Annotated in this window: 21 protein-coding genes and 1 pseudogene; 5 read left to right on the forward strand and 17 right to left on the reverse strand. The window is 68.2% G+C overall.

What is annotated here, in order from left to right; all coding sequences use genetic code 11:
• Positions 1-2 precede the first annotated feature (2 nt).
• Together ACE3QP_RS05900 and ACE3QP_RS05905 are read right to left on the reverse strand one after the other, a co-directional pair.
• Positions 3-971, reverse strand: coding sequence for an alpha-E domain-containing protein (locus ACE3QP_RS05900; RefSeq protein ID WP_198111735.1), 969 nt, complete (start codon positions 969-971; stop codon positions 3-5).
• Positions 965-2,401: a circularly permuted type 2 ATP-grasp protein gene (locus tag ACE3QP_RS05905; protein ID WP_374434363.1), complete on the reverse strand. Its 1,437-nt coding sequence runs from the start codon at positions 2,399-2,401 to the stop codon at positions 965-967. Before ACE3QP_RS05905 ends, ACE3QP_RS05900 begins: the two co-directional genes overlap by 7 nt.
• Before the next feature lie 223 nt (positions 2,402-2,624).
• On the opposite strand from ACE3QP_RS05905, the gene ACE3QP_RS05910 reads away from it, so the two are divergent.
• Complete coding sequence (locus ACE3QP_RS05910; protein ID WP_374434365.1) at positions 2,625-3,452, forward strand: substrate-binding periplasmic protein; 828 nt, start codon at positions 2,625-2,627, stop codon at positions 3,450-3,452.
• Here ACE3QP_RS05910 and ACE3QP_RS05915 read toward each other — a convergent pair.
• Positions 3,441-3,872, reverse strand: coding sequence for an HIT family protein (locus tag ACE3QP_RS05915; protein WP_374434366.1), 432 nt, complete (start codon positions 3,870-3,872; stop codon positions 3,441-3,443). The two genes, ACE3QP_RS05910 and ACE3QP_RS05915, sit on opposite strands and share 12 nt — an antisense overlap.
• 57 nt (positions 3,873-3,929) lie before the next feature.
• On the opposite strand from ACE3QP_RS05915, the gene ACE3QP_RS05920 reads away from it, so the two are divergent.
• Entirely contained in the window at positions 3,930-4,709 is a 780-nt protein-coding gene (locus tag ACE3QP_RS05920) for a substrate-binding periplasmic protein (RefSeq protein ID WP_374434368.1), read from the forward strand.
• Here the strand turns inward: ACE3QP_RS05920 and ACE3QP_RS05925 are convergent.
• The gene (locus ACE3QP_RS05925) at positions 4,706-8,590 is read right to left on the reverse strand and encodes a DUF3683 domain-containing protein (RefSeq protein WP_374434370.1); all 3,885 of its coding nucleotides are present in this window, start codon (positions 8,588-8,590) and stop codon (positions 4,706-4,708) included. The genes ACE3QP_RS05920 and ACE3QP_RS05925 overlap by 4 nt on opposite strands.
• 139 nt (positions 8,591-8,729) lie before the next feature.
• Here ACE3QP_RS05925 and ugpQ point away from each other — a divergent pair, with 139 nt between their 5' ends.
• Both ugpQ and ACE3QP_RS05935 read left to right on the forward strand, forming a co-directional pair.
• A complete protein-coding gene (ugpQ, locus tag ACE3QP_RS05930; RefSeq protein ID WP_374434372.1) occupies positions 8,730-9,455 on the forward strand; it encodes a glycerophosphodiester phosphodiesterase in 726 nt (241 codons plus the stop codon).
• 160 nt (positions 9,456-9,615) lie between these two features.
• Positions 9,616-10,236, forward strand: a pseudogene (locus tag ACE3QP_RS05935) (OmpW family protein); the annotation flags it as partial.
• Between the two features lie 111 nt (positions 10,237-10,347).
• On the opposite strand, the gene ACE3QP_RS05940 reads toward ACE3QP_RS05935, so the two are convergent.
• The 6 genes from ACE3QP_RS05940 to ACE3QP_RS05965 all read right to left on the reverse strand — a co-directional run bounded on the left by ACE3QP_RS05940 (position 10,348) and on the right by ACE3QP_RS05965 (position 16,479).
• Complete coding sequence (locus ACE3QP_RS05940) at positions 10,348-11,649, reverse strand: MFS transporter (protein WP_374434374.1); 1,302 nt, start codon at positions 11,647-11,649, stop codon at positions 10,348-10,350.
• Between the two features lie 179 nt (positions 11,650-11,828).
• Entirely contained in the window at positions 11,829-13,457 is a 1,629-nt protein-coding gene (locus ACE3QP_RS05945; RefSeq protein WP_374434375.1) for a gamma-glutamyltransferase family protein, read from the reverse strand.
• Positions 13,454-14,470 carry a S49 family peptidase gene (locus ACE3QP_RS05950; protein ID WP_374434377.1) on the reverse strand — a complete coding sequence of 339 codons (1,017 nt, stop codon included), beginning with the start codon at positions 14,468-14,470 and terminating at the stop codon, positions 13,454-13,456. Before ACE3QP_RS05950 ends, ACE3QP_RS05945 begins: the two co-directional genes overlap by 4 nt.
• Complete coding sequence (locus ACE3QP_RS05955) at positions 14,467-14,877, reverse strand: Rieske (2Fe-2S) protein (RefSeq protein ID WP_374434379.1); 411 nt, start codon at positions 14,875-14,877, stop codon at positions 14,467-14,469. The genes ACE3QP_RS05950 and ACE3QP_RS05955 overlap by 4 nt, the downstream gene beginning before the upstream one ends.
• Entirely contained in the window at positions 14,870-15,526 is a 657-nt protein-coding gene (locus ACE3QP_RS05960) for an HAD-IA family hydrolase (protein WP_374434381.1), read from the reverse strand. The genes ACE3QP_RS05955 and ACE3QP_RS05960 overlap by 8 nt, the downstream gene beginning before the upstream one ends.
• Positions 15,523-16,479, reverse strand: coding sequence for an RluA family pseudouridine synthase (locus ACE3QP_RS05965; protein WP_374434383.1), 957 nt, complete (start codon positions 16,477-16,479; stop codon positions 15,523-15,525). The genes ACE3QP_RS05960 and ACE3QP_RS05965 overlap by 4 nt, the downstream gene beginning before the upstream one ends.
• 615 nt (positions 16,480-17,094) lie before the next feature.
• On the opposite strand from ACE3QP_RS05965, the gene ACE3QP_RS05970 reads away from it, so the two are divergent.
• Positions 17,095-20,070, forward strand: a complete 2,976-nt coding sequence (locus ACE3QP_RS05970) for an Rne/Rng family ribonuclease (protein WP_374434385.1) — start codon at positions 17,095-17,097, stop codon at positions 20,068-20,070.
• A gap of 53 nt (positions 20,071-20,123) precedes the next feature.
• Here ACE3QP_RS05970 and acpS read toward each other — a convergent pair whose 3' ends face one another.
• From acpS to lepB, 7 genes are read right to left on the reverse strand one after another with little or no spacing between them, the layout of a single operon-like run.
• Positions 20,124-20,519 (reverse strand): holo-ACP synthase, encoded by a 396-nt coding sequence (gene acpS, locus ACE3QP_RS05975; RefSeq protein ID WP_374434387.1) that lies wholly within the window; start codon positions 20,517-20,519, stop codon positions 20,124-20,126.
• Positions 20,516-21,286 (reverse strand): pyridoxine 5'-phosphate synthase, encoded by a 771-nt coding sequence (locus ACE3QP_RS05980; protein WP_374434388.1) that lies wholly within the window; start codon positions 21,284-21,286, stop codon positions 20,516-20,518. Before ACE3QP_RS05980 ends, acpS begins: the two co-directional genes overlap by 4 nt.
• Before the next feature lie 8 nt (positions 21,287-21,294).
• Positions 21,295-22,089, reverse strand: coding sequence for a DNA repair protein RecO (gene recO, locus ACE3QP_RS05985; RefSeq protein ID WP_374434390.1), 795 nt, complete (start codon positions 22,087-22,089; stop codon positions 21,295-21,297).
• A gap of 7 nt (positions 22,090-22,096) precedes the next feature.
• The gene (era, locus tag ACE3QP_RS05990) at positions 22,097-23,056 is read right to left on the reverse strand and encodes a GTPase Era (RefSeq protein WP_374434392.1); all 960 of its coding nucleotides are present in this window, start codon (positions 23,054-23,056) and stop codon (positions 22,097-22,099) included.
• Positions 23,053-23,727 carry a ribonuclease III gene (gene rnc / locus ACE3QP_RS05995; RefSeq protein ID WP_374434394.1) on the reverse strand — a complete coding sequence of 225 codons (675 nt, stop codon included), beginning with the start codon at positions 23,725-23,727 and terminating at the stop codon, positions 23,053-23,055. The genes era and rnc overlap by 4 nt, the downstream gene beginning before the upstream one ends.
• A 10-nt stretch (positions 23,728-23,737) precedes the next feature.
• Positions 23,738-24,094 carry a DUF4845 domain-containing protein gene (locus ACE3QP_RS06000; RefSeq protein WP_374434396.1) on the reverse strand — a complete coding sequence of 119 codons (357 nt, stop codon included), beginning with the start codon at positions 24,092-24,094 and terminating at the stop codon, positions 23,738-23,740.
• Between the two features lie 53 nt (positions 24,095-24,147).
• Positions 24,148-25,122: a signal peptidase I gene (gene lepB / locus ACE3QP_RS06005; RefSeq protein ID WP_374434398.1), complete on the reverse strand. Its 975-nt coding sequence runs from the start codon at positions 25,120-25,122 to the stop codon at positions 24,148-24,150.
• Positions 25,123-25,129 lie beyond the last annotated feature (7 nt).

A 25,129-nucleotide genomic window follows, 5' to 3' on the forward strand; every position in this document is an offset into this window, starting at 1 on the left:
GGTCAATGCGCCTCGAAGTAGGCACGGCTGATGGCGCCGGAGAGCTGCGCGGACTCCTCCAGGAAGCGCGTGATCCAGGCATGCAGGCCGGTGTCCAAGATGGCATCGATGTCCGCATGCTGCAGTTGCAGCGCCATCTGCCCGGCCAGCAGCTTCGGGGTGCGGCCGGCGTCCAGGCTGCCGCTCTGGCACTCGATCTGCGGCAGCACATCGGCCACCTGGGCGGCGCAGCTGCGCAGCGAGCGGGGCACGTCGTCGCGCAGGATCAGGAGCTCAGCCACGCGGCGCGCGTCCAGGCTGTCGCGGTACACCGCGTGATAGGCCTCGAAGGCCGAGAGTGAGCGCAGCAGCGCGCTCCAGGCGTAGAACTCGGCGCTGCTGTCCTGGCGCGCGGCGACCGGCTGCAGGCTGTCCTCGGCCGGTTCGATCAGCTGGCTTTTCACGTCCAGCAGGCGTGCGGTGTTGTCGGCGCGTTCGATGAACGTGCCCAGGCGGATGAAGCAGTAGGCGTCGTTGCGCTGCAAGGTGCCCACCGTGGCCCCGCGCATCAGGTGCGAGCGCTCCTTGACCCAGTCGAAGAAGCTGGATGGGTTGTCGCGCAGCCGTGCTGGCAGGCTCTTGGCTTCCAGCCAGGTGGCGTTGACAGCCTCCCACATCTCGGCAGTGATCTGGCCGCGCACCGCGTGGGCGTTCTCGCGGCTGCTGCGCAGGCAGGAACGCACCGAGGCCGGGTTGTCCAGGTCCAGCGCCATGAACTCGAACAGGCTGCGGGCGTCAAAGCGCGGGTGGCGCGCCTGGTAGGCCTGCAGGGCGCCCGTCACTGCCAGCGGTGCGGCCAGCTCGGTGGCGGCGCCGCGGCTCTGCGGCATCAGGCTCAGGCTCTGGGTGACGTCAAGCATGCGCACCAGGTTCTCGGCCCGTTCCATGTAGCGGCTCATCCAGTAGAGCTGGGAAGCGGTGCGGCTCAGCATGAGGGGCTCTCCAGAATCCAGGTGTCCTTGGTGCCGCCGCCCTGTGAGGAGTTCACCACCAGGCTGCCGGCCTTCAGCGCCACCCGTGTCAGCCCGCCCGCCACCATGCGCACCTCGCGGCCGCTCAGCACGAAGGGCCGCAGGTCGATGTGGCGCGGTGCGATGCCGCTCTCCACAAAGGTCGGGCAGCTGGAGAGCGCCAGCGTGGGCTGGGCGATGTAATTGCCGGGGTCGGCCTTGACGCGTTCGGCGAAGTCGGCAATCTCCTGCGCCGTGGCGGCCGGCCCCACCAGCATGCCGTAGCCACCAGCGCCATGCACCTCCTTGACGACGAGGTCCTTCAGGTTCGCCAGCACATGGGCGCAGTCGTCGGGCTTGCGGCATTGCCAGGTCGGCACATTGCGCAGGATGGGCTCCTCGCCCAGGTAGAAGCGCACCATGTCCGGCACATAGGGGTAGATGGACTTGTCGTCCGCCACGCCGGTGCCGATGGCATTGGCCAGCACCAGGTGGCCGAGCTTGTAGACGCTCAGGAGCCCCGGCACGCCCAGCATCGAATCGGCACGGAAGGCGAGCGGGTCGAGGAAGGCGTCATCGATGCGGCGGTAGATCACATCCACCCGCTTCGGCCCCACCGTGGTGCGCATGTACAGATAGCCGCCCTTGACGAACAGGTCCTGCCCCTCCACCAGCTCCACGCCCATCTGCTGGGCCAGGAAGGCGTGCTCGAAGTAGGCGCTGTTGGCCGGGCCCGGCGTCAGCACCACCACGGTCGGGTCGTCGGCGGTGGCGGACTGGCGCAGCGTGTCGAGCAGCAGCGTCGGGTAGTGGGCCACGGGCGCCACCGCGTAGCGATCGAACAGTTCGGGGAAGAGCCGCATCATCATCTTGCGGTTCTCCAGCATGTAGCTGACGCCGCTGGGCACGCGCAGGTTGTCTTCCAGCACGTAGTAATGCCCGTCGGCATGGCGGATCAGGTCCACGCCGGTGATGTGCGCGTAGATGCCGTGCGGCAGGTCCAGGCCCTGCATGGCGGGTTGGTACTGGGCATTGGCAAACACCTGATCGGCCGGCACCAGCCCGGCCTTGACGATGTCGTGGCCGTGGTAGATGTCGTGCAGGAAGCGGTTCAGCGCCGTGACGCGCTGGGCCAGGCCACGCTGCAGCGTCACCCACTCGTCGGCAGGGACGATGCGGGGCACGGTGTCAAAGGGGATCAGACGCTCGGCGCCGGCCTCGTCTCCGTACACGGCGAAGGTGATGCCGACCTTATGGAACAGCAGATCGGCCTCGGCGCGCTTGGCGGCCAGATGCTGCGGCGTCTGCGCCTGCAGCCAGTCGGCAAAGCCCTGGTACTGCGGACGGATGGCGCCGCTGGCGAGCAGCATCTCGTCGAAATGCTGGGGCGGCGGTAGCTGGAGTGCGTGCATGGGACTCCCGGTGGATGCACAAGGGCGGTGCAAGGGTCGTGCCGAGCGAGACTACCAGTCTGTCGGGCTTGTGCTTGGGCCTGCGCCCCACTTCGGAGCAAGGTGAAACCCATCTTGCACCACCCTGCGCACAGCCCGCACCATGCGGGTGCCAGCCCGCCCCCGGCGCGCCAGCTTGGCGTCAGCCAGGCCCTCCACACTCAAATCGCCCATGCCGCCTGCCGTGTCCCGCCGCGCCCTTGCCCAGGCTCTTGCCAGCCTGCTGCTCGGCTTGCTCGGCTTGCTCGGCATGGCGGTGCCCGCCGAGGCGGCCTGCGTCAAGACGCTGGCTTGGAGTGAGGACCCGCCTCACACCATGCGTCTGCCCGACGGCAGCGTGGGGGGCATTGAAATCGAGCTGCACCGCGAACTCCTGGCCCTGTTGGGTTGCGAGCTGCGCTTGCAGGAGCTGCCCTTCGCCCGCGCCCTGGCCGCCCTGCGCGCGGGCGAGGTGGACGTGATCCCCGCCACGCTGGCACGGCCCGAGCGCGAGGCCTATGCGCGCTTCTCGCGCCCGCTGCTGCAGCTGCGCAATGTGCTGTTCGTGCGCCGCCCGGACACCGGCCCCACCCAGCACCTGCGCCTGGCCGGCCTGGTGGCCGCCGGCTGGCGCCTTGGCGGCCAGACCGGAGTGGCCTATGGCAGCGAGTTCGTAGCCCTGCTGGAAGACCGCAGGCATCGCGCCCAGATCATCCAAGTGCCCTATCGGCAAAGCCTGTGGCAGATGCTGGCGCGCCACCGGCTTGACGGCGTGCTGGCCAACGAACTGACCGGCGTGCACGAGCTGCGTGCCCTCGGTCTGCAGGACCTGATCGTGCCCAGCGAGCTGGCGCTGGCCGTCGAGCGCGGCGGCAGCGCCTGGAGCCGGCACAGCACCGAGGCCGAGTTTGTCGAACGCTTCAACGGCGCGCTGCAAACGCTGAAGGCCAGTGGCCGCTACGCCACCCTGCTGGCCCCGTACGGGCTGGATGCACGGGGCGCGCTGCAGCGCCCGGTCGGCTCAGCGCACTGAAGCCACAAGCTGCGCCACCTGCGCATCCAGCGCAGGCCATTGCGCCTGCAGGGCCTGCAGCGCCGCGGCGGGCCGTTCGCGCTGTGCAGCGGCCCAGATGGGCGCCGGGAACTGGGCGTCGTCCGCGAAGCGGGCAATCACATGCCAGTGCAGATGCGGCACCACATTGCCCAGGCTGGCGAGGTTGATCTTGGCCGGGCGCAGGGTGTCGAGCAGGATCCGTTCCACCGCCACGACGGTCTCCATCAGCCGCACCCGCTCGGCGCGCGGTAGGGCGCTGAACTCCGCCACATGGGCGTTCAGGATGACTCGGTAGAAGGCCGGGTGCTCGGGGGTGTCGGTCACCCGCACCACGCGCAGCAGCTCGTCGCGGTACAGGGGCAGGCCACCCTCGGTGGCGCAGAGCGGGCAGGAATTCATGGTGGAGCGCGGCAGCCCGCGGCTAGCATCGAACAAGCCCGCATTCCACCACCCGCCATGTTCCGCAAGCCTCCGCTGCTGCGCCTGCTCCTGCTCCTGCCGGCCCTGGGCCTGTGCCTGCCTGCGCCGGCCTGCGTGAAGAGCCTGCGCTGGAGCGACGACGCGCCCTACAGCGCGCGCGGCGCCGATGGCGAACTCCAGGGCATCGACATCGAAATCAATCAGGAGCTGATGCGCCGTCTGGGCTGCCGGCTGGAATTCAAGGAGATGCCGTTCGGCCGCGGCCTGCGTGAGCTAGAAGCCGGCAGCCTGGACATGATGGGCAGCGCCTTCCGCCGCCCCGAGCGCGAGCGCTTTGCCTGGTTTTCCGCCCCGGTGCTGCAGGCCCGCAAGCGCCTGTTCGTACGCCGCGCCGACCTGCCCGGCTTCAGGGCGCGCAACCTGCGCGAGTGGCTGCAGGGTGGCGTCACGCTCGGGGTGCTGCCCGGCGTCGTCTACGGGCCCGAATTCAGCGAGCTGCAGCGGGATCCGGCCCTGCAGCCGCATATCCACACGGTGGTGAATCGGCGCAGCCTGTGGCTGATGCTGGACCGCGAGCGCATCGACGGCATGCTGGTGGACGAGCTGACCGCCGGCTACGAACTGCGCCGCCTGGCCCTGGATCAGCGCCTGGCGCCCGCACCCTTGGTGGTGGAGAGCGAGCCCTCCTACACCGCCTTCAGCAAGCGCAGCACGCCGCCAGAGTTCGTGGCGCGCTACAACGAGGCACTGGCCGCGATGGCGCGCGATGGCAGCCTGGCGCGCATCCTGACGCGCCACGGCAATCGGCCACCTTAGACCAGCACCCGCTCGATCCCGCCCGCATTCGCCTTGGCCACGTACTCCGGCATCCAGCTCGCACCGAGGATCTTGTTGGCCATCTCGACGACGATGTAGTCGGCCTCCAGCAGGCCGTTCTGCAGGTCATTGCCATAGCGGCTGAGGCCCTGCAGGCAGCTCGGGCAGCTGGTCAGGATCTTGACGTCACCGCCCTGCGGCGCAATTTGCGCAGCGTTCTTGCGCAGTTCCTCTTCCTTGCGGAAGCGGATCTGCGTGCTGATGTCGGGGCGCGTCACACCCAGCGTGCCCGATTCGCCGCAGCAGCGTGCGCTCTGCAGCACCTGCTCGCCCACCAAGGCCTTGACGGTCTTCATCGGCTCCTGCTGCTTCATCGGGCTGTGGCAGGGGTCGTGGTACAGATAGGCGCCGCCGGCTTCGAGCTTGATGCCCTTCTCCAGCAGGTACTCGTGGATGTCGACGATGCGGCAGCCGGGGAAGATGTCCTCGAAGCGGTAGCCCTGCAGCTGATCAAAGCAGGTGCCGCAGCTCACCACCACGGTCTTGATGTCCAGGTAGTTCAGGGTGTTGGCCACGCGGTGGAACAGCACCCGGTTGTCGGTGATCATCTGCTCGGCCTTCTCGAACTGGCCCGAGCCGCGCTGCGGGTAGCCGCAGCACAAGTAGCCGGGCGGCAGCACGGTCTGCACACCAGCATGCCAAAGCATGGCCTGGGTGGCCAGGCCCACCTGGCTGAACAGGCGCTCCGAGCCGCAACCGGGGAAATAGAACACCGCCTCGGTGTCCGACGTCGTGGTGGCGGGATTGCGGATGATGGGGACGTAGTCCTTGTCCTCGATGTCCAAGAGCGCCCGCGCGGTTTTCTTGGGCAGGCCGCCGGGCAGCTTCTTGTTGATGAAGTGGATGACCTGCTCGCGCACCGGTGCGGGGCCCACGGTGCTGGGCGGTGCCGAGGTCTGCTTCTTCGCGAACTTCTTCAGCACATCGTGCGCCAGGCGCTGCGCCTTGAAGCCCACGCCCACCATGGCGCTGCGCGCCAGCTTGATGGTTTCGGGGTTGGTGGCGTTGAGCATGAACATCGCCGCGGCATTGCCGGGGCGGAAGCTCTTCTGACCCATCTTGCGCAGCAGATTGCGCATGTTCATGGACACATCGCCGAAGTCGATCTTGACCGGGCAGGGGCTGGCGCATTTGTGGCAGACCGTGCAGTGGTCGGCCACGTCCTCGAACTCTTCCCAGTGCTGCACGCTGATGCCGCGCCGGGTCTGCTCCTCGTACAGGAAGGCCTCGATCAGCAGCGAGGTGGCGAGGATCTTGTTGCGCGGGCTGTAGAGCAGGTTGGCGCGCGGCACATGCGTAGCGCAGACCGGCTTGCACTTGCCGCAGCGCAGGCAGTCCTTGATCGAGTCGCTGATGGCGCCGATGTCGGAGCGCTGCATGATCAGCGACTCATGCCCCATCAGGCCGAAGGACGGCGTGTAGGCATTGGTCAGGTCAGCGAAGGGGATTTCCTTGTCCTGCCCCAGACGCAGCAGCTTGCCGCGGTTGAAGCGGCCTTCGGGGTCGATGCGGCGCTTGTAGTCGGCAAAGCCGGCCAGCTCGGCGTCGGTCAGAAACTCCAGCTTGGTGATGCCGATGCCATGCTCGCCGCTGATGACGCCACCGAGCGAGCGTGCCAGCTTCATGATGCGGCCCACCGCCTCATGGGCGGTCTGCAGCATCGCGTAGTTGTCGGAGTTGACCGGGATGTTGGTGTGCACATTGCCGTCGCCGGCGTGCATGTGCAGCGCCACCCAGACGCGGCCGCGCAGTACCTCCTGGTGAATGGCGCGAATGCCTTCGATGATGGGCGCGTAGGCCGCGCCGCTGAACAGGGCCTGCAGAGGCTTCAGCAGTTCGCGCTTCCAGCTGGCGCGCAACTGCGCCGACTGGAGCTGCTCAAAGAATGAACCTTCGCCAGCGCGCGGCAGATCGAGTTCATCGTGCCAGCGCTGCCACTGCTCGCCCACCTGGTTGATGAGCGCCAGGGCCTGCACCACGCGGTCTTCCAGCAGCTCGCTGCTGCCGATCTCGCTGGCGTCGTCGCTGCGGCCCAGCGGCAGACGCGGTTGCTGGAAGAAGGCCTGCAGACGGTCCACCAGCTCCAGCTTGTTGCGCAGGCTGAGCTCGATGTTGATGCGCTCGATGCCAAGCGTGTACTCGCCCATGCGCTCGAGCGGAATCACCACGTCCTCGTTGATCTTGAAGGCGTTGGTGTGCTTGGCAATCGCCGCGGTGCGCTTGCGATCCAGCCAGAACTTCTTGCGCGCGTCGGCGCTCACGGCCACGAAGCCTTCGCCGCTGCGGGCGTTGGCAATGCGCACCACCTCGGAGGTGGCGCGCGCGACTTCCGCTTCGTCGTCACCCACGATGTCGCCGATCAGCACCATCTTCGGGAAGCCGCCGCGCTTGCTCTTGGTGGCATAGCCCACCGCCTTCAGGTAGCGGTCATCCAGGTGCTCCAGGCCGGCCAGGATGGCCTTGCCTTCCTTGGTGGAGGCGAACAGATAGTCCTTGATCTCGACAATCGAGGGCACGGCATCCTTGGGATTGCCGAAGAACTCCAGGCAGACCGTGCGCACCGCCTTGGGCATGCGGTGCACCACCCAGCGCGCGCTGGTGATCAGGCCGTCGCAGCCTTCCTTCTGGATGCCGGGCAGGCCGGCGAGGAATTTGTCGGTGACGTCCTTGCCCAGGCCTTCCTTGCGGAACACGCGACCCGGAATGTCCAGGCGCTCGGTCTTCTCCAGCGTCTTGCCGCTGGCATCGAAGTAGCGCAGCTCGAAGCTGGCCGTCTCGACGTCATGGATCTTGCCCAGGTTGTGATTCAGGCGCACCACCTCCAGCCACTTGGCGTCGGGCGTCACCATCTTCCAGGAGGCCAGGTTGTCCAGCGCCGTGCCCCACAGCACCGCCTTCTTGCCTCCGGCATTCATGGCGATGTTGCCGCCGATGCAACTGGCCTCGGCGCTGGTGGGGTCCACCGCAAACACGAAGCCATGCTGCTCGGCCAAGTCGGCCACGCGCTGCGTCACCACGCCGGCCTCGCTGTAGATGGTGGCCACCTCGCGGTCCAGGCCCGGCAACTGCAGCATCTCCACGCCACGCAGCGCTTCGAGCTTCTCGGTGTTGATGACCGCGCTCTTCCACACCAGGGGCACGGCGCCGCCGGTGTAGCCGGTGCCGCCGCCGCGCGGAATGATGGTCAGACCCAGCTCGATGCAGCCGGCCACCAGGCCGGCCATCTCGGCCTCGGTATCGGGCGTCAGCACCACGAAGGGGTATTCGACGCGCCAGTCGGTCGCGTCGGTCACGTGGCTGACGCGCGAGAGGCCGTCGAACTTGATGTTGTCCTTGGCGGTGTGCTTTCCCAGGGCCTTGGCGGCGCGCTTGCGCAGGTCCCAGACCTCGCGGAAGCGTGCGGCAAAGCGCTGCACCGCCTGGCCGGCGAGGTCGAGCAGCTCGCCCACCAGGGCGTCACGCTCGGGGTCCTTGCTGGGGTCGCGGCGGCGATCCACCTCGCGCAGGCGGTGGTACAGGGCCTCCACCAGGGCGTCGCGCCGGCGCGGATTGGCCAGCAGGTCGTCTTCCAGGTAGGGGTTGCGCTGCACCACCCAGATGTCGCCCAGCACCTCGTAGAGCATGCGCGCGGATCGGCCGGTGTTGCGCTGGCCGCGCAACTGTTCGGCCAGGGCCCAGGCGCGCGGGCCCAGCAGGCGCAGCACGATCTCGCGGTCGGAGAACGAGGTGTAGTTGTAGGGAATCTCGCGCAGGCGTGCGGGGGCCTGCTCGTCGATCTCGGGGGCGGCGACCGGGGCGGTCAGCGGCAACGCTGCATTCATGGGCGGGGACCTCGGGGCGCTGCGGGAGGCAGCGTCAGGGGGTTGGGGATACTAGCTCAGCTGCCTTCGCCCTACAGGCATTGAGCCTAGGCGTAGCCGCCCAGCCTGCTTCCCTGACGAAAGCTGAACGGAGAAAACCATGGCCTGGCCTTACCCCTTTTGGATCGCACACCGCGGCGCCGGCAAACAAGCCCCCGAGAACACGCTAGCCGCCTTCCGCGTGGGTCGGGCGGCCGGCTTTCGCGGTTTCGAATGCGATGTGCAACTCAGCGCCGATGGCGTGCCCTTCCTGCTGCACGACGACACGCTGGAGCGCACCACGAATGGCGCGGGCCTGGCCTGCGCGCTGGAGTGGGCCGCCCTGCAGCGCTTGGATGCGGGCAGCTGGCTCGCCCCCGCCTTCGCCGGCGAGCCACCCGCCAGCCTGGCCGTCCTGGCCGAACAGGCTGCGGCCGGGGATCTGGCCCTGAACCTGGAGCTCAAACCCAGCCCCGGCCAGGCCGAGCGCGTGGGCGCGGGTGTGGCGCGCTGGCTGCGCGCCCATTGGCAAGCGCCCTGCCAGCCCCTGCTGAGCTCCTTTGAGCCCGAAGCCTTGCGCGCCGCCCACGCGGCGGATGCCGGCTGGCCGCTGGCCCTGCTGCTGGAGCACTGGCAGGACGATGCCCCGCGGCAGGCCCTGGCCCTGCACGCCTGCGCGGTGGTGTGCCACCACGCCAGCCTGGATGCCGCCGCCATCGCCGCCCTGCATGCCCAGGGCCTGAAGGCGCTCAGCTACACGGTGAACGAGGCGGCCGAGGTGCAGCGCCTGCGGGCCGCCGGCATCGATGGGCTGATCACCGACCAATTGGACTTGCTTGCCCCCTGAGCGTGGCCGCTTGGCAACAGGCGGCTCGCGCGATCTGATCCAACGCAAAGCGCGTGCTGCGCCGCACAAAACGCGCCCTCAGGGTTGACCCTGATCAAACGACGACCGCGGCGCGACCGGTGCAATGGCTCCATTCCCAACCCACCCGGAGTCACTGACCATGTCCCGCAAGCACGTCGCCCTCTTTGCCCTGGCCACCGTGGCCGCCACCACCCTGCTCGTTGCCGTGCCGGCGCAGGCTCAGGCGCAAGGCGATTGGCTGGTGCGCGTCCGCGCCCTGCATCTGGATTCGGCCAACAAGGACAGCACCCCGCTGGCCCTGTCGGTCAACAACAAGACCTTCCCCGAGGTCGACATCAGCTACTTCTTCACGCCCAACCTGGCGGCCGAGCTGGTGCTGACCTATCCGCAGAAGCACGACATCCGCTCGGGCAGCACCCAGATCGGCACACTCAAGCACCTGCCGCCCACCTTCTCGCTGCAGTACCACTTCACTGGCATGGGCTTCCGCCCCTATGTGGGCGCCGGCCTGAACCTGACGCACTTCTCGTCGGTCAAGTTCAACCCCGCCGTGGCTGCGGCCCTGGATCCCTCGATCAAGAAGACCAGCGTGGGCTTCGCCTACGGCGCCGGCTTTGACGTGCCGATGGGCGAGGGCTGGGTCTTCAACGTCGACGCGAAGAAGGTGCAGATCGGCACCGACGTGAAGTCCAAGGGCACCAAGGTCGGCGAGTTCAAGGTCGACCCGGTTCTCTTCAGCATCGGCATCGGCAAGAAGTTTTACCCCCCCCGAAGCGGCCCAAGAGGCCGCCTCCCCCCAGGGGGCGCCGCCAGTGGCCCGGCAAAGCCGGTTCCACGGCGGCACTTGATCTCTTCCCTCCCTGACCGAGCCTTAAGCAGCTGCAGCGGCGGCGTCGTGGTCGATCTTGGGCAGGGCGCGCACGCCGCTGATGGTGGCGCTGCGCCAGGCCACCGCCGCCAGCAGCAGGCCGGCGCCGCAGGCAAAGCCCAAGGCCGAGCGCAGGCCGAAGTGCTCGCCCAGCCAGCCACCCAGCAAAGCGCCGGGGCCGGCGGGCAGCAGGATCAGCCAGCGCATCGTGCTCGTCATGCGGCCCAGCAGGGGCTGCGGCGTCACGGCCTGACGCAGGGACAGGAAGTTGATGAAGATCAGCACCGCCCCGACGCCGAACAGGCTCAGCATGGCGGCAAAAGCCGCCACACCCCAGGGCCCCAGCGGCGCCAGCGCCAGCACGCCCCAACCCAGGGCCGAGATGGCGATGCCTGTGACCAGGCAAGGGCCGGGTCCCAGGCGCTCGCTGATGCGATGCCCGAACACCGAAGCCAGCACCGTGCCCACGCCCAGGCCCACATAGCTCAGGCCGACGGCCGAGCTGCTCATGCCCAGTTCGCGCGTGGCAAACAGGATCTGCACCACCAGCGCGGCGTTGTGGCAGAGCTGCCAGCCGCCCACCGTGGCGGCCAGCACCGGCAGCAGCGGCTGGCTGCGCACGAAGCGCAGACCCACGGCGAGCTCCTCCCGAAAACCGGCCCCGCTGCGCTCGCTCAGGTGCTCGACCACATGGATGCCCTTCAGGATGGCGGCCGAGAGCGCCAGCATCAAGGCATCCACCGCCAGCGCCAGTGGCGCGCCCACCAGCTTGATCAACAGGCCCGCCACCGCGGGGCCGACGACTTCCGGGCCGCTGCTGGCCAGCGCGTTCTTGGCATGGGCCTCCACTAAGCGCTCGCGCGGCACCACCTGGGTCAGCACGATCTGCGCGGCGCTGCCGGCGATCGTGTAGCAGCAGCCGAGCAGAAAGGCCACGCCATACAGCCAGCCCATGCCCAGCCAGCCCATCCAGTGGGCGATCGGCACCGTCAGCAGCGCCAAGCCCATGCTGAGCTCGCCCACCACGTACACAGGCAGCTTGCGCACGCGGTCCAGCCACACGCCGCTCGGCAGCGAGAACAGCACGAAGGGCGCGATCTCCATCGCCGTCAGCAAGCCCATCTGTGTGGGGCTGGCGTGCAGCAGCACCGCTGCCGTCAGCGGCAGGGCCAGCAAAGTGATCTGGCCACCGATGGAGGAAATCAGGATCGAGGTCCAGAGGCGCCGATAGACACGGTCGCGCAGCAGGTCCTCAGGAGGAAGCGCAAAGCGCTGGCGCAGCCAGGCGAGGCATGCGTTCAACATCGGGAAACTCCAGCAAAGCAGGCAAGACGCAACAGCCGCAAGGATGCAGCCGGGGAATGAGGGAGCAGACCCTCAGGTGGCGTCAAGCAGCTTGGTCATGGGCTGGAAGGGTGGCGAGTGGAAGGCCCAGATGGTAGCGATTCGCCCCCAGCGTGACCATCGTCATTTGGAAGGCCGAATCAGAACGCCACGGCCGCGCCGTCCCGGCGCGGATCACTGGCGGCCACATAGCCCGTCACGGCCGGATCACCCGACGGGCCACCCTCCGGCCCATCCATTCGCCAGATGAATTGACCGGCGCCGAAGTCCTGGTAGCTGTCGTGAATGTCGCCGATCTGATGGCCGGCGTCCTGCAGGCCTTGCAGCGTGGCGGCCGGCCAATGCGGCTCGGCATTCAGGTGCAGGCCCTGGTTGAAGCGCCAGCGCGGCGCATCGCAGGCAGCCTGCGGGTTCTGGCCATACACCAGTATCCGCACCAAGGTCTGCAGATGGCCTTGCGGCTGCATATTGCCGCCCATCACGCCGAAGCCCATCTGCGCCGCACCGTCCTTTGTCAGGAAGCCCGGAATGATGGTGTGGAAGGGCCGCTTCCCCGGCCCCACTTCGTTGGCATGCCCACGCTCCAGCGTGAAGCAGGCACCGCGGTTCTGCAGGCTCACGCCATAGCCCGGCAGCACCAGGCCGGAGCCGAAGCCCATGTAATTGCTCTGGATGAAGCTGACCTGCATGCCCTGGGCATCGGCCGTCGTCAGGTAGATGGTGCCGCCCCTGACCGGGTTGCCGGCGCCAAAGTTCTGCGCGCGTGCCGGGTCGATCAGCGCCGCACGGTGGCGCAGGTAGTCAGCATCCAGCAGCGCAGCGCTGCCGAAGGGCATGGCGGCGGGTTCGGCCACGTAGCGGTAGACGTCGGCAAAGGCCAACTTCATCGCCTCGATCAGCAGGTGCTGCGTGCGCCAGTCGTCCACCGGGTAGCGGCCCAGGTCCAGATGGCGCGCCATGCCCAGGGCCATCAGCGCGGCGATACCCTGGCCGTTGGGCGGGATCTCATGCACGCGGTGGCCCTGGAAGTCGGTAGCGATCGGCGCCACCCACTCGGGCTGGTAGGCCGCCAGATCCGCCGCGCGCAACTGCCCACCGCCGGCGCGCGCAAAGCGCTCCAGCGCCGCGGCAATCTCGCCGCGGTAGAAGGCCTCGCCGCGGGTCTCGGCAATCAGCCGCAGGCTGCGTGCGGCGGCGGGGAAAGCAAAGCGCTCCCCCACCCGCGGCGCACGGCCGTGGGGCAGGAAGGCTTCAGCGAAACCGCCGCCACCGGCCAGCTCCGGCACCTGGGCCGCGCGCGCCCATTTGTCGGCCACGCCCACGGGCACGGCGTAGCCCTGCTCGGCGATCTCGATGGCCGGCTGCAGCAGATCAGCAAAGGGCAGTGAGCCAAAGCGCTGGTGCAGCGCGGCCCAGCCGGCCACGGCGCCGGGCACCGTCACCGCGTCCCAGCCGCGCTGCGGCATGTTCGCGTGGACGCGGAAGTGCTCGGGCGTCCAGCCCGCCGGCGCCGGGCCACTGGCATTCAGGCCATGCAACTGGCCACCGGCCCAGATCAGCGCGAAGGCATCGGAACCCAGCCCATTGCTGCAGGGCTCCACCAGGGTCATGCAGGCCGCGGTGGCGATCGCGGCATCCACCGCATTGCCGCCGCGCAGCATCATCTGCAAGCCAGCCTGGGCGGCCAGTGGGTGGCTGGTGGCCACCACGCGATGCCCGAACACCGGGCTGCGCTGGCTCGGGTAGCCGGCGGCCCAGTCGAAGTTCATTGCAGCTTTGGGCTGTGGCGCAGGGCCTTCACGGCGCCCTCGCCCATCGCCGCCCCAAAGCGCTTGGCCAGGCGTTCGGCCACGTTGTCATGCGGGGTGTAGTCGATCACCTCTTCAGCACCGACCACCTCGCGCGCCACATGATCGAGATTGCCGAAGGCATCGGCCAGACCCATCTCGACCGCCCGGCTGCCATTCCAGACCAGGCCGGAGAAGGTCTCACCGTCTTCCTTGAGACGCTTGCCACGGCCCTCGCGCACCACGGCGATGAACTGCTCGTGCACCTCGTCGATCATGGCCTGGGCCAGCGCGCGCTCCTTCTCGGGCAGGGGCGAGAAGGGGTCGAGCAGGCCCTTGTGCGCGCCCGCGGTGATCAGGCGGCGCTCGATGCCCAGCTTGCCCATCAGGCCGCTGAAGCCGAAGTCATCGATCAGCACGCCGATCGAGCCGACCATCGAAGCCTTGTCGACAAAGATCTGATCGGCCGCGGCGGCGATGTAGTAGGCGCCGGACGCACAGATATCTTCCACCACCGCATAGACCGGCTTGCCATGCAGGGCCTTGAGGCGACGGATCTCGTCGTAGACGATGCCGGCCTGCACCGGGCTGCCACCGGGCGAGTTGATGCGCAGCACCACGGCGCGCGCGCCCTGGTCGGCGAAGGCGTTCTTCAGGGCCGACACCAGCACCTCGGCACTGGCCTCGGTCCCAGGCGCGATCTCGCCGTGCACTTCCACCAGCGCGGTGTGCGGCGTGCCGGACACGGCCGCCGGGTTCTGCTGCGCCCACAGCTGCCACAGCAGCAGGGTTCCCAGCAGCAGCCAAGCCAGACGCAGGCCAACGCGCCAGCGGCGCTCGCGCCGCTTCTCGTCCAGGTAGTCGCGCGCCAGCTGCAGGGCCAGCGCTTCGTGGCTGGGTGCGGCCGCGGCGGGCGCGGGCGCGGCGCTGGGGCGCAGCATCTCGGCCGGCTCCGGGGTGGGGTCCGGCAGGACCGGCGGATCGTTCGGATTCATGGGGCAGGAGCCGTGGGCTCTCCGGGGGCTGGGGCCGCCGGCTCAAGGGGCGGCTGAAGGGTGTCGGAAGGATACCAATGCACGAATCCATCGAACTCGGCCACGCTCACCGGGATCAGGCCGGCGCGGCCGCAGCGGCCCATCAGGCAGGCGCCGGTCTTGGGCGAGTAGACGGCACCATGCACGGCGCAGAGGATGTAGCGCTTTTCGGCATCCAGGAATTCGTTGGGTTGCCAGTCCAACTCGGTGGGCACATGGGCACAGCGGTTTAGGTAGGCCACCACCTCGCCGTCGATGCGCAGCGCGAATGCGCGTTCGTCCATGCCGCAGTAGCGCAGCTCCCACTGCACGCCCAGGCCGCGCTCTTCCAGCGCGTCGCTCGGGCAGACGCGCAGCGGCTCAACCATGGGTGCGCAGCCAATGCGCCAGCGCCGGCACGTCATGCACCAGGCCAAGCGGGCGCAGGCTCTGCAGTTCCTCGTGCCCGTGGGCGCCAAAACCCACGGCCAGCGCCGCCGTGCCGGCATTGGCGGCCAGTTGCAGGTCGTGCGTGGTGTCGCCAATCATCAAGGTGGCGTGGGCTGGCACTCCCAGCTCGTCCATCAGCTCGTGCAGCATCTGCGGGTTGGGCTTGCTGGCGGTCTCGTCCGCCGTGCGCGTGGCCTCGAACAAATCTTGCAGACCCACCTGGCGCAGGGCCTCGTCCAGGCCGCGACGGCTCTTGCCCGTGGCCACGGCGAGGCGGTGGCCCCGACCGGCCAGTTCGTGCAGCAGCTCGGGCACGCCCTCGAACAGGGTCACTTCATGCACGCTGGCGAAGTAGTGGCGGCGGTAGGCGTTCGCCAGCTCGCGGTACTGTTCGCGCGGCAGCTCGGGCACGGCGATCTGCAGCGCCGGCTCAAGGCCCAAGCCAATGACATGGCGCGCGCGCTCAGTCGGCACCTCGGGCAGGCCGAACTCGCGCGCTGCGGCCTGGATGCTCTTGACGATGCAGGCGGTGGAGTCGAACAGGGTGCCGTCCCAGTCAAAGGCCAGCAGCTCAAAACGGGGGTTCATGCGGTCTCGATCAAATGCCGGCACTCGGTCGGCAGGGGCGCCTCGCACACCAGCTGCGCGGCGGTTTGGGGGTGGGCAAACTGCAGGCGACGGGCGTGCAGGAACATGCGCTCAAAGCGCTGCGGTCCGCGGGCCATGTCCCTGTTCTTCGCGAAATCGCCGTACTTCGGGTCGCCCACGATGGCATGGCCGGCCTCGGCCAAGTGGACGCGGATCTGGTGCGTACGGCCGGTCTTGATGGTCACGTCCAGCAGGGTCGCCCAGCCCAGACGCTTCACCACCTTCACCAGCGTGATGGAGCGCTTGGCCTGCTCGGCGGCCGGATCGTGGCTGCTGGTGACCTGGCGCACACGACGCTCGCCGTCGGCATCCAGGTACTTGTGTAGGGCGACGTCGATGACCTTGAGCTTCTCGGGCCAATCGCCCCAGACCAGGGCGGCATAGGTCTTGCCGGTTTCGCGGCCGCGGAACTGGTCCTGCAGATGGGTCAGAGCCGAGCGCTTCTTGGCCAGCACCAGCACGCCGCTGGTTTCCTTGTCCAGGCGATGTACCAGCTCCAGAAACTTGGCCTGCGGGCGGGCGCGGCGCAGCTGCTCGATGACGCCGAAGCTCACGCCCGAGCCGCCGTGCACGGCCACGCCGGCGGGTTTGTCGATGACGAGCAGGTGCTCGTCCTCGAACACCAGCGGAAATTCGCGCGGCGGGGCCAGCTCGGCCAGGGCCTCTGCCGGCCGCTCCGCCACCCGCACCGGCGGGATGCGCACCACATCGCCCAGCTCCAGCCGGGTGTCGGCCTGCGCGCGGCCCTTGTTGACGCGCACCTCGCCGGCCCGGATCACGCGGTAAATGTGCGTCTTGGGCACGCCCTTGAGCTCGCGCAGCAGGTAGTTGTCCAGGCGCTGCCCGACCGAGCCCTCATCCACCGTTTGCAAGCGCACTTTGGCGGCGGGCATTGGGGTTTGCGCGGGTTTCGGGCTTTGCGCAACTGACCGTCTGGCTTTGGCTTCTATAATGCGGCCCGTCATTTGCGTCGTAAGTCGTTGATTCGCAAGATTTTATGCGCCGCGCTGATGACACCCGTGATGCACCAGGCCCGGTTTTGTGGCAGGCCCGCGCCCCAAGGTGGCGCCGGCGGCAGAAGACCTGTCTGGCAGTGCAGTGTGATTGAACCCGTTGCCGCCGTGCCGAACCCGATTTGGCACCCGTCGACACCCGAACAAGGTTTCCGGTGTGCCTGCCGCCCCCATGGCAGGCGCGCCTCGCGCGTTTCTCCAACTCCACCGCGAATGCTCCCCGCCTCCCCCTCCCCGGCCTTCAGCCGCCGCCCCGACCGCCGCGCCCCGCTTCAGCGCGCGCGGGCCGGGCGTTGCCGCTGGTCCGCAGGGGCTGGGCACGCAGCGCTCGCCGGGGGCGGAGGCCGTGCCCGTGCCAACGCCTCGCGAAGCTTCTTTTTCCCAAGCAGCTGATCGCGTCGCCCAGGGCGATTCCTTCCTCTCGGTTCTTTCCACCGCACGCGCGTCGTTGCTGCCCGAACCGGCAGCGCCTGACCCGTGGAGAGTGAACAACCGATGAAACGCATGCTCATCAATGCGACGCAGCCCGAAGAGCGTCGCCTGGCCGTCGTCGACGGCCAGAAGCTGATCGACTTCGAAACCGAAATTGAAGGTCGCGAACAGCGCAAGGGCAACATCTACAAGGCCGTCGTCACGCGCGTCGAGCCCTCGCTCGAAGCCTGCTTCGTCGATTACGGCGAGGACCGCCACGGCTTCCTGCCCTTCAAAGAAATCGCCCGCAGCTACTTCAAGGAAGGCGTGGCGGTGCGCGATGCGCGCATCAACGACGTCATCAAGGAAGGCCAGGAACTGCTGGTCCAGGTGGAAAAGGAAGAGCGCGGCAACAAGGGCGCGGCGCTGACCACCTTCATCAGCCTGGCGGGTCGTTACGTGGTGCTGATGCCCAACAACCCGCGCGGCGGTGGCGTCAGCCGCCGCATCGAGGGCGAGGACCGCGAGGAGCTCAAGGAGAACCTCGAGAGCCTGGACTACCCCAAGGGCATGAGCCTGATCGCCCGCACGGCCGGCATCGGCCGCTCGGCCGCCGAGCTCCAGTGGGACCTGAACTACCTGCTCAAGCTCTGGACCGCGATCGACGACGCGGCCAAGGGCGGCAAGGGCGCCTACCTGATCTACCAGGAGAGCAGCCTGGTGATCCGCGCCATCCGCGACTACTTCCACGCGGACGTGGGCGAGATCCTGATCGACACCGACGACATCTACGAACAGGCCAAGCAGTTCATGGCCCACGTGATGCCGGACACGGCCAATCGTGTGAAGCGCTACCGCGATGACGCGCCGCTGTTCAGCCGCTTCCAGATCGAGCACCAGATCGAGACGGCCTTCAGCCGCACGGTGAACCTGCCCTCGGGCGGCGCCATCGTGATCGACCACACCGAGGCCCTGGTGTCGGTGGACGTGAACTCGGCGCGTGCCACGCGCGGTTCGGACATCGAAGAGACGGCCACCCGCACCAACCTCGAAGCCGCCGACGAAATCGCCCGCCAGTGCCGCCTGCGTGACCTGGGCGGCCTGATCGTGGTCGACTTCATCGACATGGAAGAGGGCAAGAACCGCCGCGAGGTGGAGACCCGCCTGCGCGATGCCCTGCGCCATGACCGCGCGCGCGTGCAGTTCAGCTCGATCAGCAAGTTCGGCCTGCTGGAACTGAGCCGTCAGCGCCTGCGTCCGGCGCTGAGCGAAGGCAGCCACATCACCTGCCCGCGCTGCAACGGCACCGGTCACATCCGCGACACCGAGAGCTCGGCGCTGCAGATCCTGCGCATGGTCCAGGAAGAGTCCATGAAGGACAACACCGCCGCCGTGCATGTGCAGGTGCCGGTGGAGGTGACCAGCTTCCTGCTGAACGAGAAGCGCGCCGAGATCACCAAAATCGAACTGAAGCAGCGCGTGAACGTGCTGCTGATCCCCAACCCGCACCTCGACACACCGAACTACAAGCTGGAGCGCCTGCGCCACGACGACCCTCGTCTGGATGCGTTCAAGGCCAGCTACACCATGATCGAGGAGCCGAGCGAGGACGTGAGCATCACGCGCCGCGAAACGGCCAAGCCGCGCCAGCAGCCGCTGATCAAGGGCGTGCTGCCGGATCAACCGGCCCCCGCCGCACCCGTGCCAGCGCCGGCCCCGGTGATGGCTCCCGCCCCGGCCCCGGTGGTTGCAGCGCCGGCCCCGGCGGGCGGCGGCTTCTTCGGTTGGATCAAGAAAATCTTTGGCGGCGCCCCCGACCTGGTGCCACCGGTCAGCGCCCCGGCGCCGGCCGCTCCTGCCGCTGATAAACCCAAGGCCGAGCGCGGTGAGCGTGGCGACCGTGGCGGCCGCGACCGCAATCGCCGTGGTGATCGCGGCGAGCGGGGTGACAAGGCGGAGCGCGGCGAGCGCTCCGAGCGTGGCGGCGAGCGCAAGCGCGTGGAGCGCAGCGCGGACGAAACCCGCAACGACAACCGTCCGCCCAAGTCCGACGCGATCGCCCGTGAGGGCCGCGACCACCGGGAGCCGCGTGAGGCCCGCGAGCCGCGCGAAAACCGCGAGGCCCAGGCTCCGCGCGAAAACCGCGACGGCAGCCCCCGCAACGAGGACGGCAAGCGCCGCCGCCGTGACCGTGGCGAGCGCCGCGAGCACAGCGAAGCCCAGAACGCTGAAGCCGCCCAGCAACTGGCCGCCAGCGCACCGCTGCCGCCCACGCCGCAGGAACTGCACGAAGCGCCGCCGGCCTTCGTCGACAGCAAGGCGCCGGACGCCGATGAACGCATCGAGCCCCTGCACGGCGAACCCACCTCCAATTCCCTGAACGAGGAACGCCAAGGCCGTCGCCGCCGCCGCCGCCGTGCCGAGGGCGAGGAAGGCCAAACGACAGAGGCCACCGGCGACGGCTTTGCCGAGACCGTGCCACTGGCACCGGATGCCGCGCTCGGCACCGTCGAAGCCGATGCCGAGACTCCGAACGATGACCTGGCCGAAGGGCACGAGCCGGAGGAAGGTCGCCGTCGCCGCCGTCGCGGCCCGCGCCGTGATCGCGACGCCTCTGCAGCCGACGCTGGCGCGGAATCCGGCAGCCCGCAGCAGCTCGAACTCGGCGCAGAGACCGCCGCGCCGGTTGAATCCGCCCCGGCAGCGCTCGAAGTCGCTGAACCCGTCCGCGTGACGGCGCCCGCAATCGCCGCACCGATCGAACAGCCGGCCGAAGCCCCCGCCGTCGCACCTGCCGCCGCACCGACCCCTGTGGCCCCCGCCGCACGCTTCGAGTTGCCGCTGGGTGAACTGCAGCAACTGGCCGACGCCGCCGGCCTGAAGTGGGTGCACTCGGACGCCGGCAAGGTGGCCGCCGTGCAGGCCGCCATGGCGGCCGAGCCCAAGCCGGTGCAAGTGCCACGCGAACGCCCGCCGGTTCCCATGCTGGATCAGGGGCCGCTGGTGCTGGTCGAGACCCGCAAGGATCTGAACCAGGTGCGTCTGCCCTTCGACGCCTGATTCAGATCAGCGCCTGCGAAGAACCGCCCTCCGGGGCGGTTTTTCTTTGGGGCTCAGGGCAGGCGCTGCACCAGCACCGTGGCGCTGGCCATCTCGCGCTCGTCGCTCAGGCTGACCAGGGCCTGCCAGCCGCGCGCCTCGAACCAGGTTTTCAGCGCGCCGCTGAGCACGATCTGCGGGGCGCCACCCGACCCGGGCAGGGTTTGGCAGGCGCGCCAGCTCATGGGCTGATGCATGCCCAGGCCGATCGCCTTCGAGAAGGCTTCCTTGACGGCAAAGCGCGTGGCCAGAAAGGCCACACCGCGTGCCTCGGAGCGTGCCCGGCGCGCTCGGAAGAGGATCAGCTCCTCCGGCCCCAACACCCGTTCAGCAAAGCGCTCCCCCTGCCGCGCCAGCACCCCGGCGATGCGGGTGATGTCGCACAGATCGGTGCCGATGCCGACGATCACTGCGGGCGGTAGGCGTTCTGGATGCAGCGCAAGTAGTCGCGCACCGTCTCGGCGTAGCCCAGCTCCAGCGCGTCGGCAATCAAGGCGTGGCCGATCGACACCTCCTGCACGCCGGGCACGGCCCGCAGGAAATCGGTCAGATTGGCGCGGTTCAGGTCATGCCCGGCATTCACGCCCAACCCGGCCGCAAGCGCGGCCTGGGCCGCAGCCGCGTAGCGCGCCAATTGCTCGGCCTGCGTGGCGCCGCCATGCGCTGCCGCATAGGGTTCGGTGTAGAGCTCGACCCGATCGGCGCCCAGGGCAGCCGCATGGGCCATGGCCTCGGGCAGTGGATCCATGAACAGGCTGACCCGGACGCCGAGCTGGCGGCACTCGGCAATCAGCGGCGCCAGGCGCGCGCCGTCTTGCGGCAGGTTCCAGCCATGGTCAGAGGTGAACTGCTCGACGCTGTCGGGCACGAAGGTGGCCTGATGCGGCCGCAGCGTGCGCACCAGCTCCATCAGGTTGTGGGTCGGGTTGCCTTCGATGTTGAACTCGGCCTGCGGCCATTGCTTCATCAGCTGGGCCAGTTCATGCACGTCGCTGGCGCGGATATGCCGCTCGTCCGGGCGCGGATGCACAGTGATGCCTTGGGCGCCCGCCAGCAGGCAGAGCTCGGCCGCGCGCAGCACGCTGGGGATGCCCAGGTGCCGGGTATTGCGCAGCAGCGCCACCTTGTTGACATTGACCGACAAGGCGCAACGCGCATCGGCCGCGAACGGGGCCATCAAAGGGTTCATCGACGTGAGCTGGGGGGCAGGAGATCGTGTGCCTGGTGCAGCACCTGACGGCTGCGCAAGGGCTGGTGGCCGAGATGGTATTGCAGCACCCCACGCAGCACCGGCTTCAGCGCCGCACGTTCCGCCAGGCCGGCCAGGCAACGCACCAGTCCCGGCACGCCCTCCGGCAGGGCCGCAGCCAAAGCCTGCCAGGCAGCCGCCCCGAGCCCGTCGGCAGCGCTCACCAGGCCGAGCTCCGGCGACAAGCCGTAGGCGCGACCGGCGCGCAGCGCGCCTTGCTGCAGGCTGTCCTGCGCCAGATCGGGCAGCCAGCCCAGCTCCTGCAGCAGCATCAGCTCGAAGGCGCGCAACCAGGTATCGGTGGATTCGGGGTTCAGGGCCAGACCGGCCACCGCGGCGGCATAGGGTTCGAACAGTCCCGGATGCGGCTGCGATCGCGGCAGCAGACGCATCAGCAGTTCATTCAGGTAGTAGCCGGCCAGCAGGGCCGGGCCCTGCGGCAGCGGGTGACCACCCAGCCACTCGGCGCTGCGCAGGGTCTGCACCTCCACGGGCTCCTGGCCCTTGCCGCGCGTGAACTGCACCTGCAGGCGCTGCAGAGGCAAGAGCACGGCGCGCAATTGCGAGGTCGGGCGCTTGGCCCCCTTGGCCACGACGGCCAAGCGGCCCTGCTCACGCGTGAACAGGTCCAGCACCAGGCTGGAGTCGCTCCAGTCGTAGCTGTGCAGCACATAGGCGCTGAAGGCGCCCGTCCGGCTCACGGCCACGCCCGCCCCCAGCGAGGCGGCCACCGGACCCTCATTCGTAGCCGTAGGAGCGCAGATGCTCTTCGCTGTCGGCCCAGCCGGAGCGGACCTTGACGAACAGCTCCAGGAACACGCGCGCCTCGGTCAGACGCTCCAGCTCCTGGCGCGCTTCGCTGCCGATGCGCTTGAGCCGCTCACCGCCCTCGCCGATCACCATGCCCTTGTGGGCCTCGCGCTCCACGACGATGCTGGCGGCGATGCGCCGCAGCGGTGGCTTGGGTACCACAGGCTTGCCCTTGGCCGGCGCCGCACTGGACGGGGGGGCATCTTCTTCCTCCCACTTGTCGATCACTACGGTGCAGCTGTAGGGCAGTTCGTCGCCGGTCAGGCGGAACAGCTTTTCGCGGATCAGCTCCGAGGCCAGGAAGCGCTCGCTGCGGTCGGTCAGCGCGTCCTCCTCGAAGAACCAGTCCTGCTGCGGCAGGTGCGGCGCCAAGATGCTGAACAGGCGCTCGACATCGGCTGCCTTCTTGGCGCTCAGCGGCACGTATTCGGTAAAGGGATGGCGTTCCTGCATGTCCTTCAGCCAGGGCAGCAGTTCCTGGCGGCGGTGCACGGCATCCAGCTTGTTCGCCACCAGCACCACCGGTTTGTCTTTGGGGCACAGGGCCAGCACCTTGGCGTCGTCCAGCCCGAAGCGCCCGGCCTCGACGACCAATAGCACCAAATCCACATCGGCCAGCGCGCCGGTGACGGTGCGGTTGAGGTTGCGGTTCAGCGCATTGCCATGCCGGGTCTGAAAGCCCGGCGTGTCGACGAACACGAACTGGTTCTCGGCCACTGTGCGTACGCCGGTGATGCGATGGCGCGTGGTCTGGGCCTTCTTCGAGGTGATCGAGACTTTCTGGCCCACCAGTGCATTGAGCAGGGTGGACTTGCCAACATTGGGTCGACCGACGATGGCGATGAGTCCGCAGCGCTGAGCGCCCGGCGTAGTGGTGGTTTCGGTCATGAGCTTGCGCCCTCCTGCAGGCGCGCCAACAAGGCCGCTGCGGCCTGTTGTTCGGCGGCGCGGCGCGAACTGCCCAAGCCCACTGCGCTCACCGCCAGCGAAGCGACGGCGCATTCGACCTCAAAGGTCTGGGCATGGGCTTGGCCGCGCGCGGCCACGATGCGGTAATTGGGAACGGGGTGGCGGCGCCCTTGCAGCCATTCCTGCAGCGCCGTCTTGGCATCCTTGGCCCAGCGTGCTGCGCTGGCGTCTTCCAGCAACAAGGGGGCGAACAGGCGCGTCACCAACTGCTCTGCGGCGTCGAAGCCCCCATCGAGATGCACCGCGCCGATCACCGCCTCCAGCGCATCGGCCAGGATGGAAGGCCGGCGCGCACCACCCGCCTTGGCCTCGCCCTCGCTCAGTCGCATGCAAGCGCCCAGGCCCAATTGCAGGGCGAGTGCATGCAGGCTCTCCTCGCGCACCAGATGCGCCCGCATGCGCGACAGCGCGCCCTCGGCCGCCGCGGCTTCGCGGGCGTAGAGCAACTGGCTGACGACGAGATTCAAGACCGCATCGCCCAGGAACTCCAGGCGCTCGTTGTGGTGGGCGCTGTGGCTGCGGTGCGTCAGCGCACGTTGCAGCAGGCGCGGGTCACGGAAGCGGTAACCCAGCGCCTCCTGCAGATCCATCACGGAATCCTCACTCCGACTGCCCCTGGTACTTGATCACCAGGTACACCGGCCCGCCCAGCTCGATTTCGCGGTCGTAGGCGAACTTGATGCGCACCTTGTCGTTTTCTTTGGTGATCTCAAGGTCTTGCGGGTCGAGCTTGATGGAGTACTCGACTTCCTTGATGCGCCCGAACGCCGCCCGTGCGGCACCGACGGTTGCCGGGCTTTCCTGCGCCACCTTCGTAACGGCACGCTTGGTATCCCAGTACTCGATCAGCGTTGGAAAGACCTTGGCGCCCACCACGCCAGCGAAGGCCAAAAAAATTCCCCAGAACAACAAGCCGAACAGGGTGACTCCACGCTGGGTTCGAGGGGTTCGCCGCATCTCGTTCGCTCCGTCAGGTTTGGAAGGGAGAAGGTAGCGCAAAAAACGCTGGCTCAGTGAAAACGACCGATGCGCTTCGGGTCGCTGAAGTTCATCCAGATCACCACCGCCTTGCCCACAATGTTCTCATCCGGGACGAAACCCCAGAAGCGGCTGTCGCGCGAGTTGTCGCGGTTGTCACCCAGCATGAAGTAGTGGCCGGCAGGCACCTTGCAGCTCACTCCTTCGATGGTGTAGCTGCATTGGTCCGCATGCGGGAACGGCCCTCTGGCGCTATCCATGTAGAAGCGCAGCGGCTGCATGCGATCCACCAGCATCTGGTGCTCCACCGCGCCGAGCTTTTCCTTGTAGAGCGGACGCTCGCGCAGGCTGTCCTGATCGAAATACGGGCCCTGGGCCTCGGTCGGCACTTCCTGGCCGTTCACGAACAAGCGCTGGTTGCGCCAGGCCACCTCGTCACCCGGCACACCGACCACCCGCTTGATGTAGTCCATGCGCGGGTCTTCGGGGTAGCGGAACACCATCACATCGCCGCGCTGCACCGGATGGTTCTCGATGATCTTCTTGTTGAGCACTGGCAGCCGAATGCCGTAATGGAACTTGTTCACCAGGATCAGGTCCCCCACCAGCAAGGTAGGCACCATCGAGCCGGACGGAATCTTGAAGGGCTCGAACAGGAAGGAGCGCAGGCCGAAGACCAGCAAGATGACCGGGAACAGGCCGGCCGTCCAGTCCAGCCACCAGGGTTGGCGCAGCACCGCCTGCTGCGCGGCCTGGACATCCTGGTTGTCGACCTTGATGCCCTGCGCCTCCAGTTTGGCGCGGCGCTCCTGATCCTGCCTGAGCAGTTCACTTGCCGCAGCTTGACGGCGCGGCAGGAAGTGCCAGCGCTCCGCCACCCAGTAGAAGAAGGTCACGACCGACATCAGGAACAGCAGCAGCGAGAAGTTGCCCGTCCATTTGTCCAGATACCAGCCGGCCAGGTAGGCCACCAGGACGGCGTACAGCAGTCCGGTCAGGGCGCTCAAGCGGGAT

The organism is Inhella sp. (assembly GCF_041912635.1).
In the GTDB taxonomy this organism is placed as follows: Bacteria; Pseudomonadota; Gammaproteobacteria; order Burkholderiales; family Burkholderiaceae_C; genus Inhella.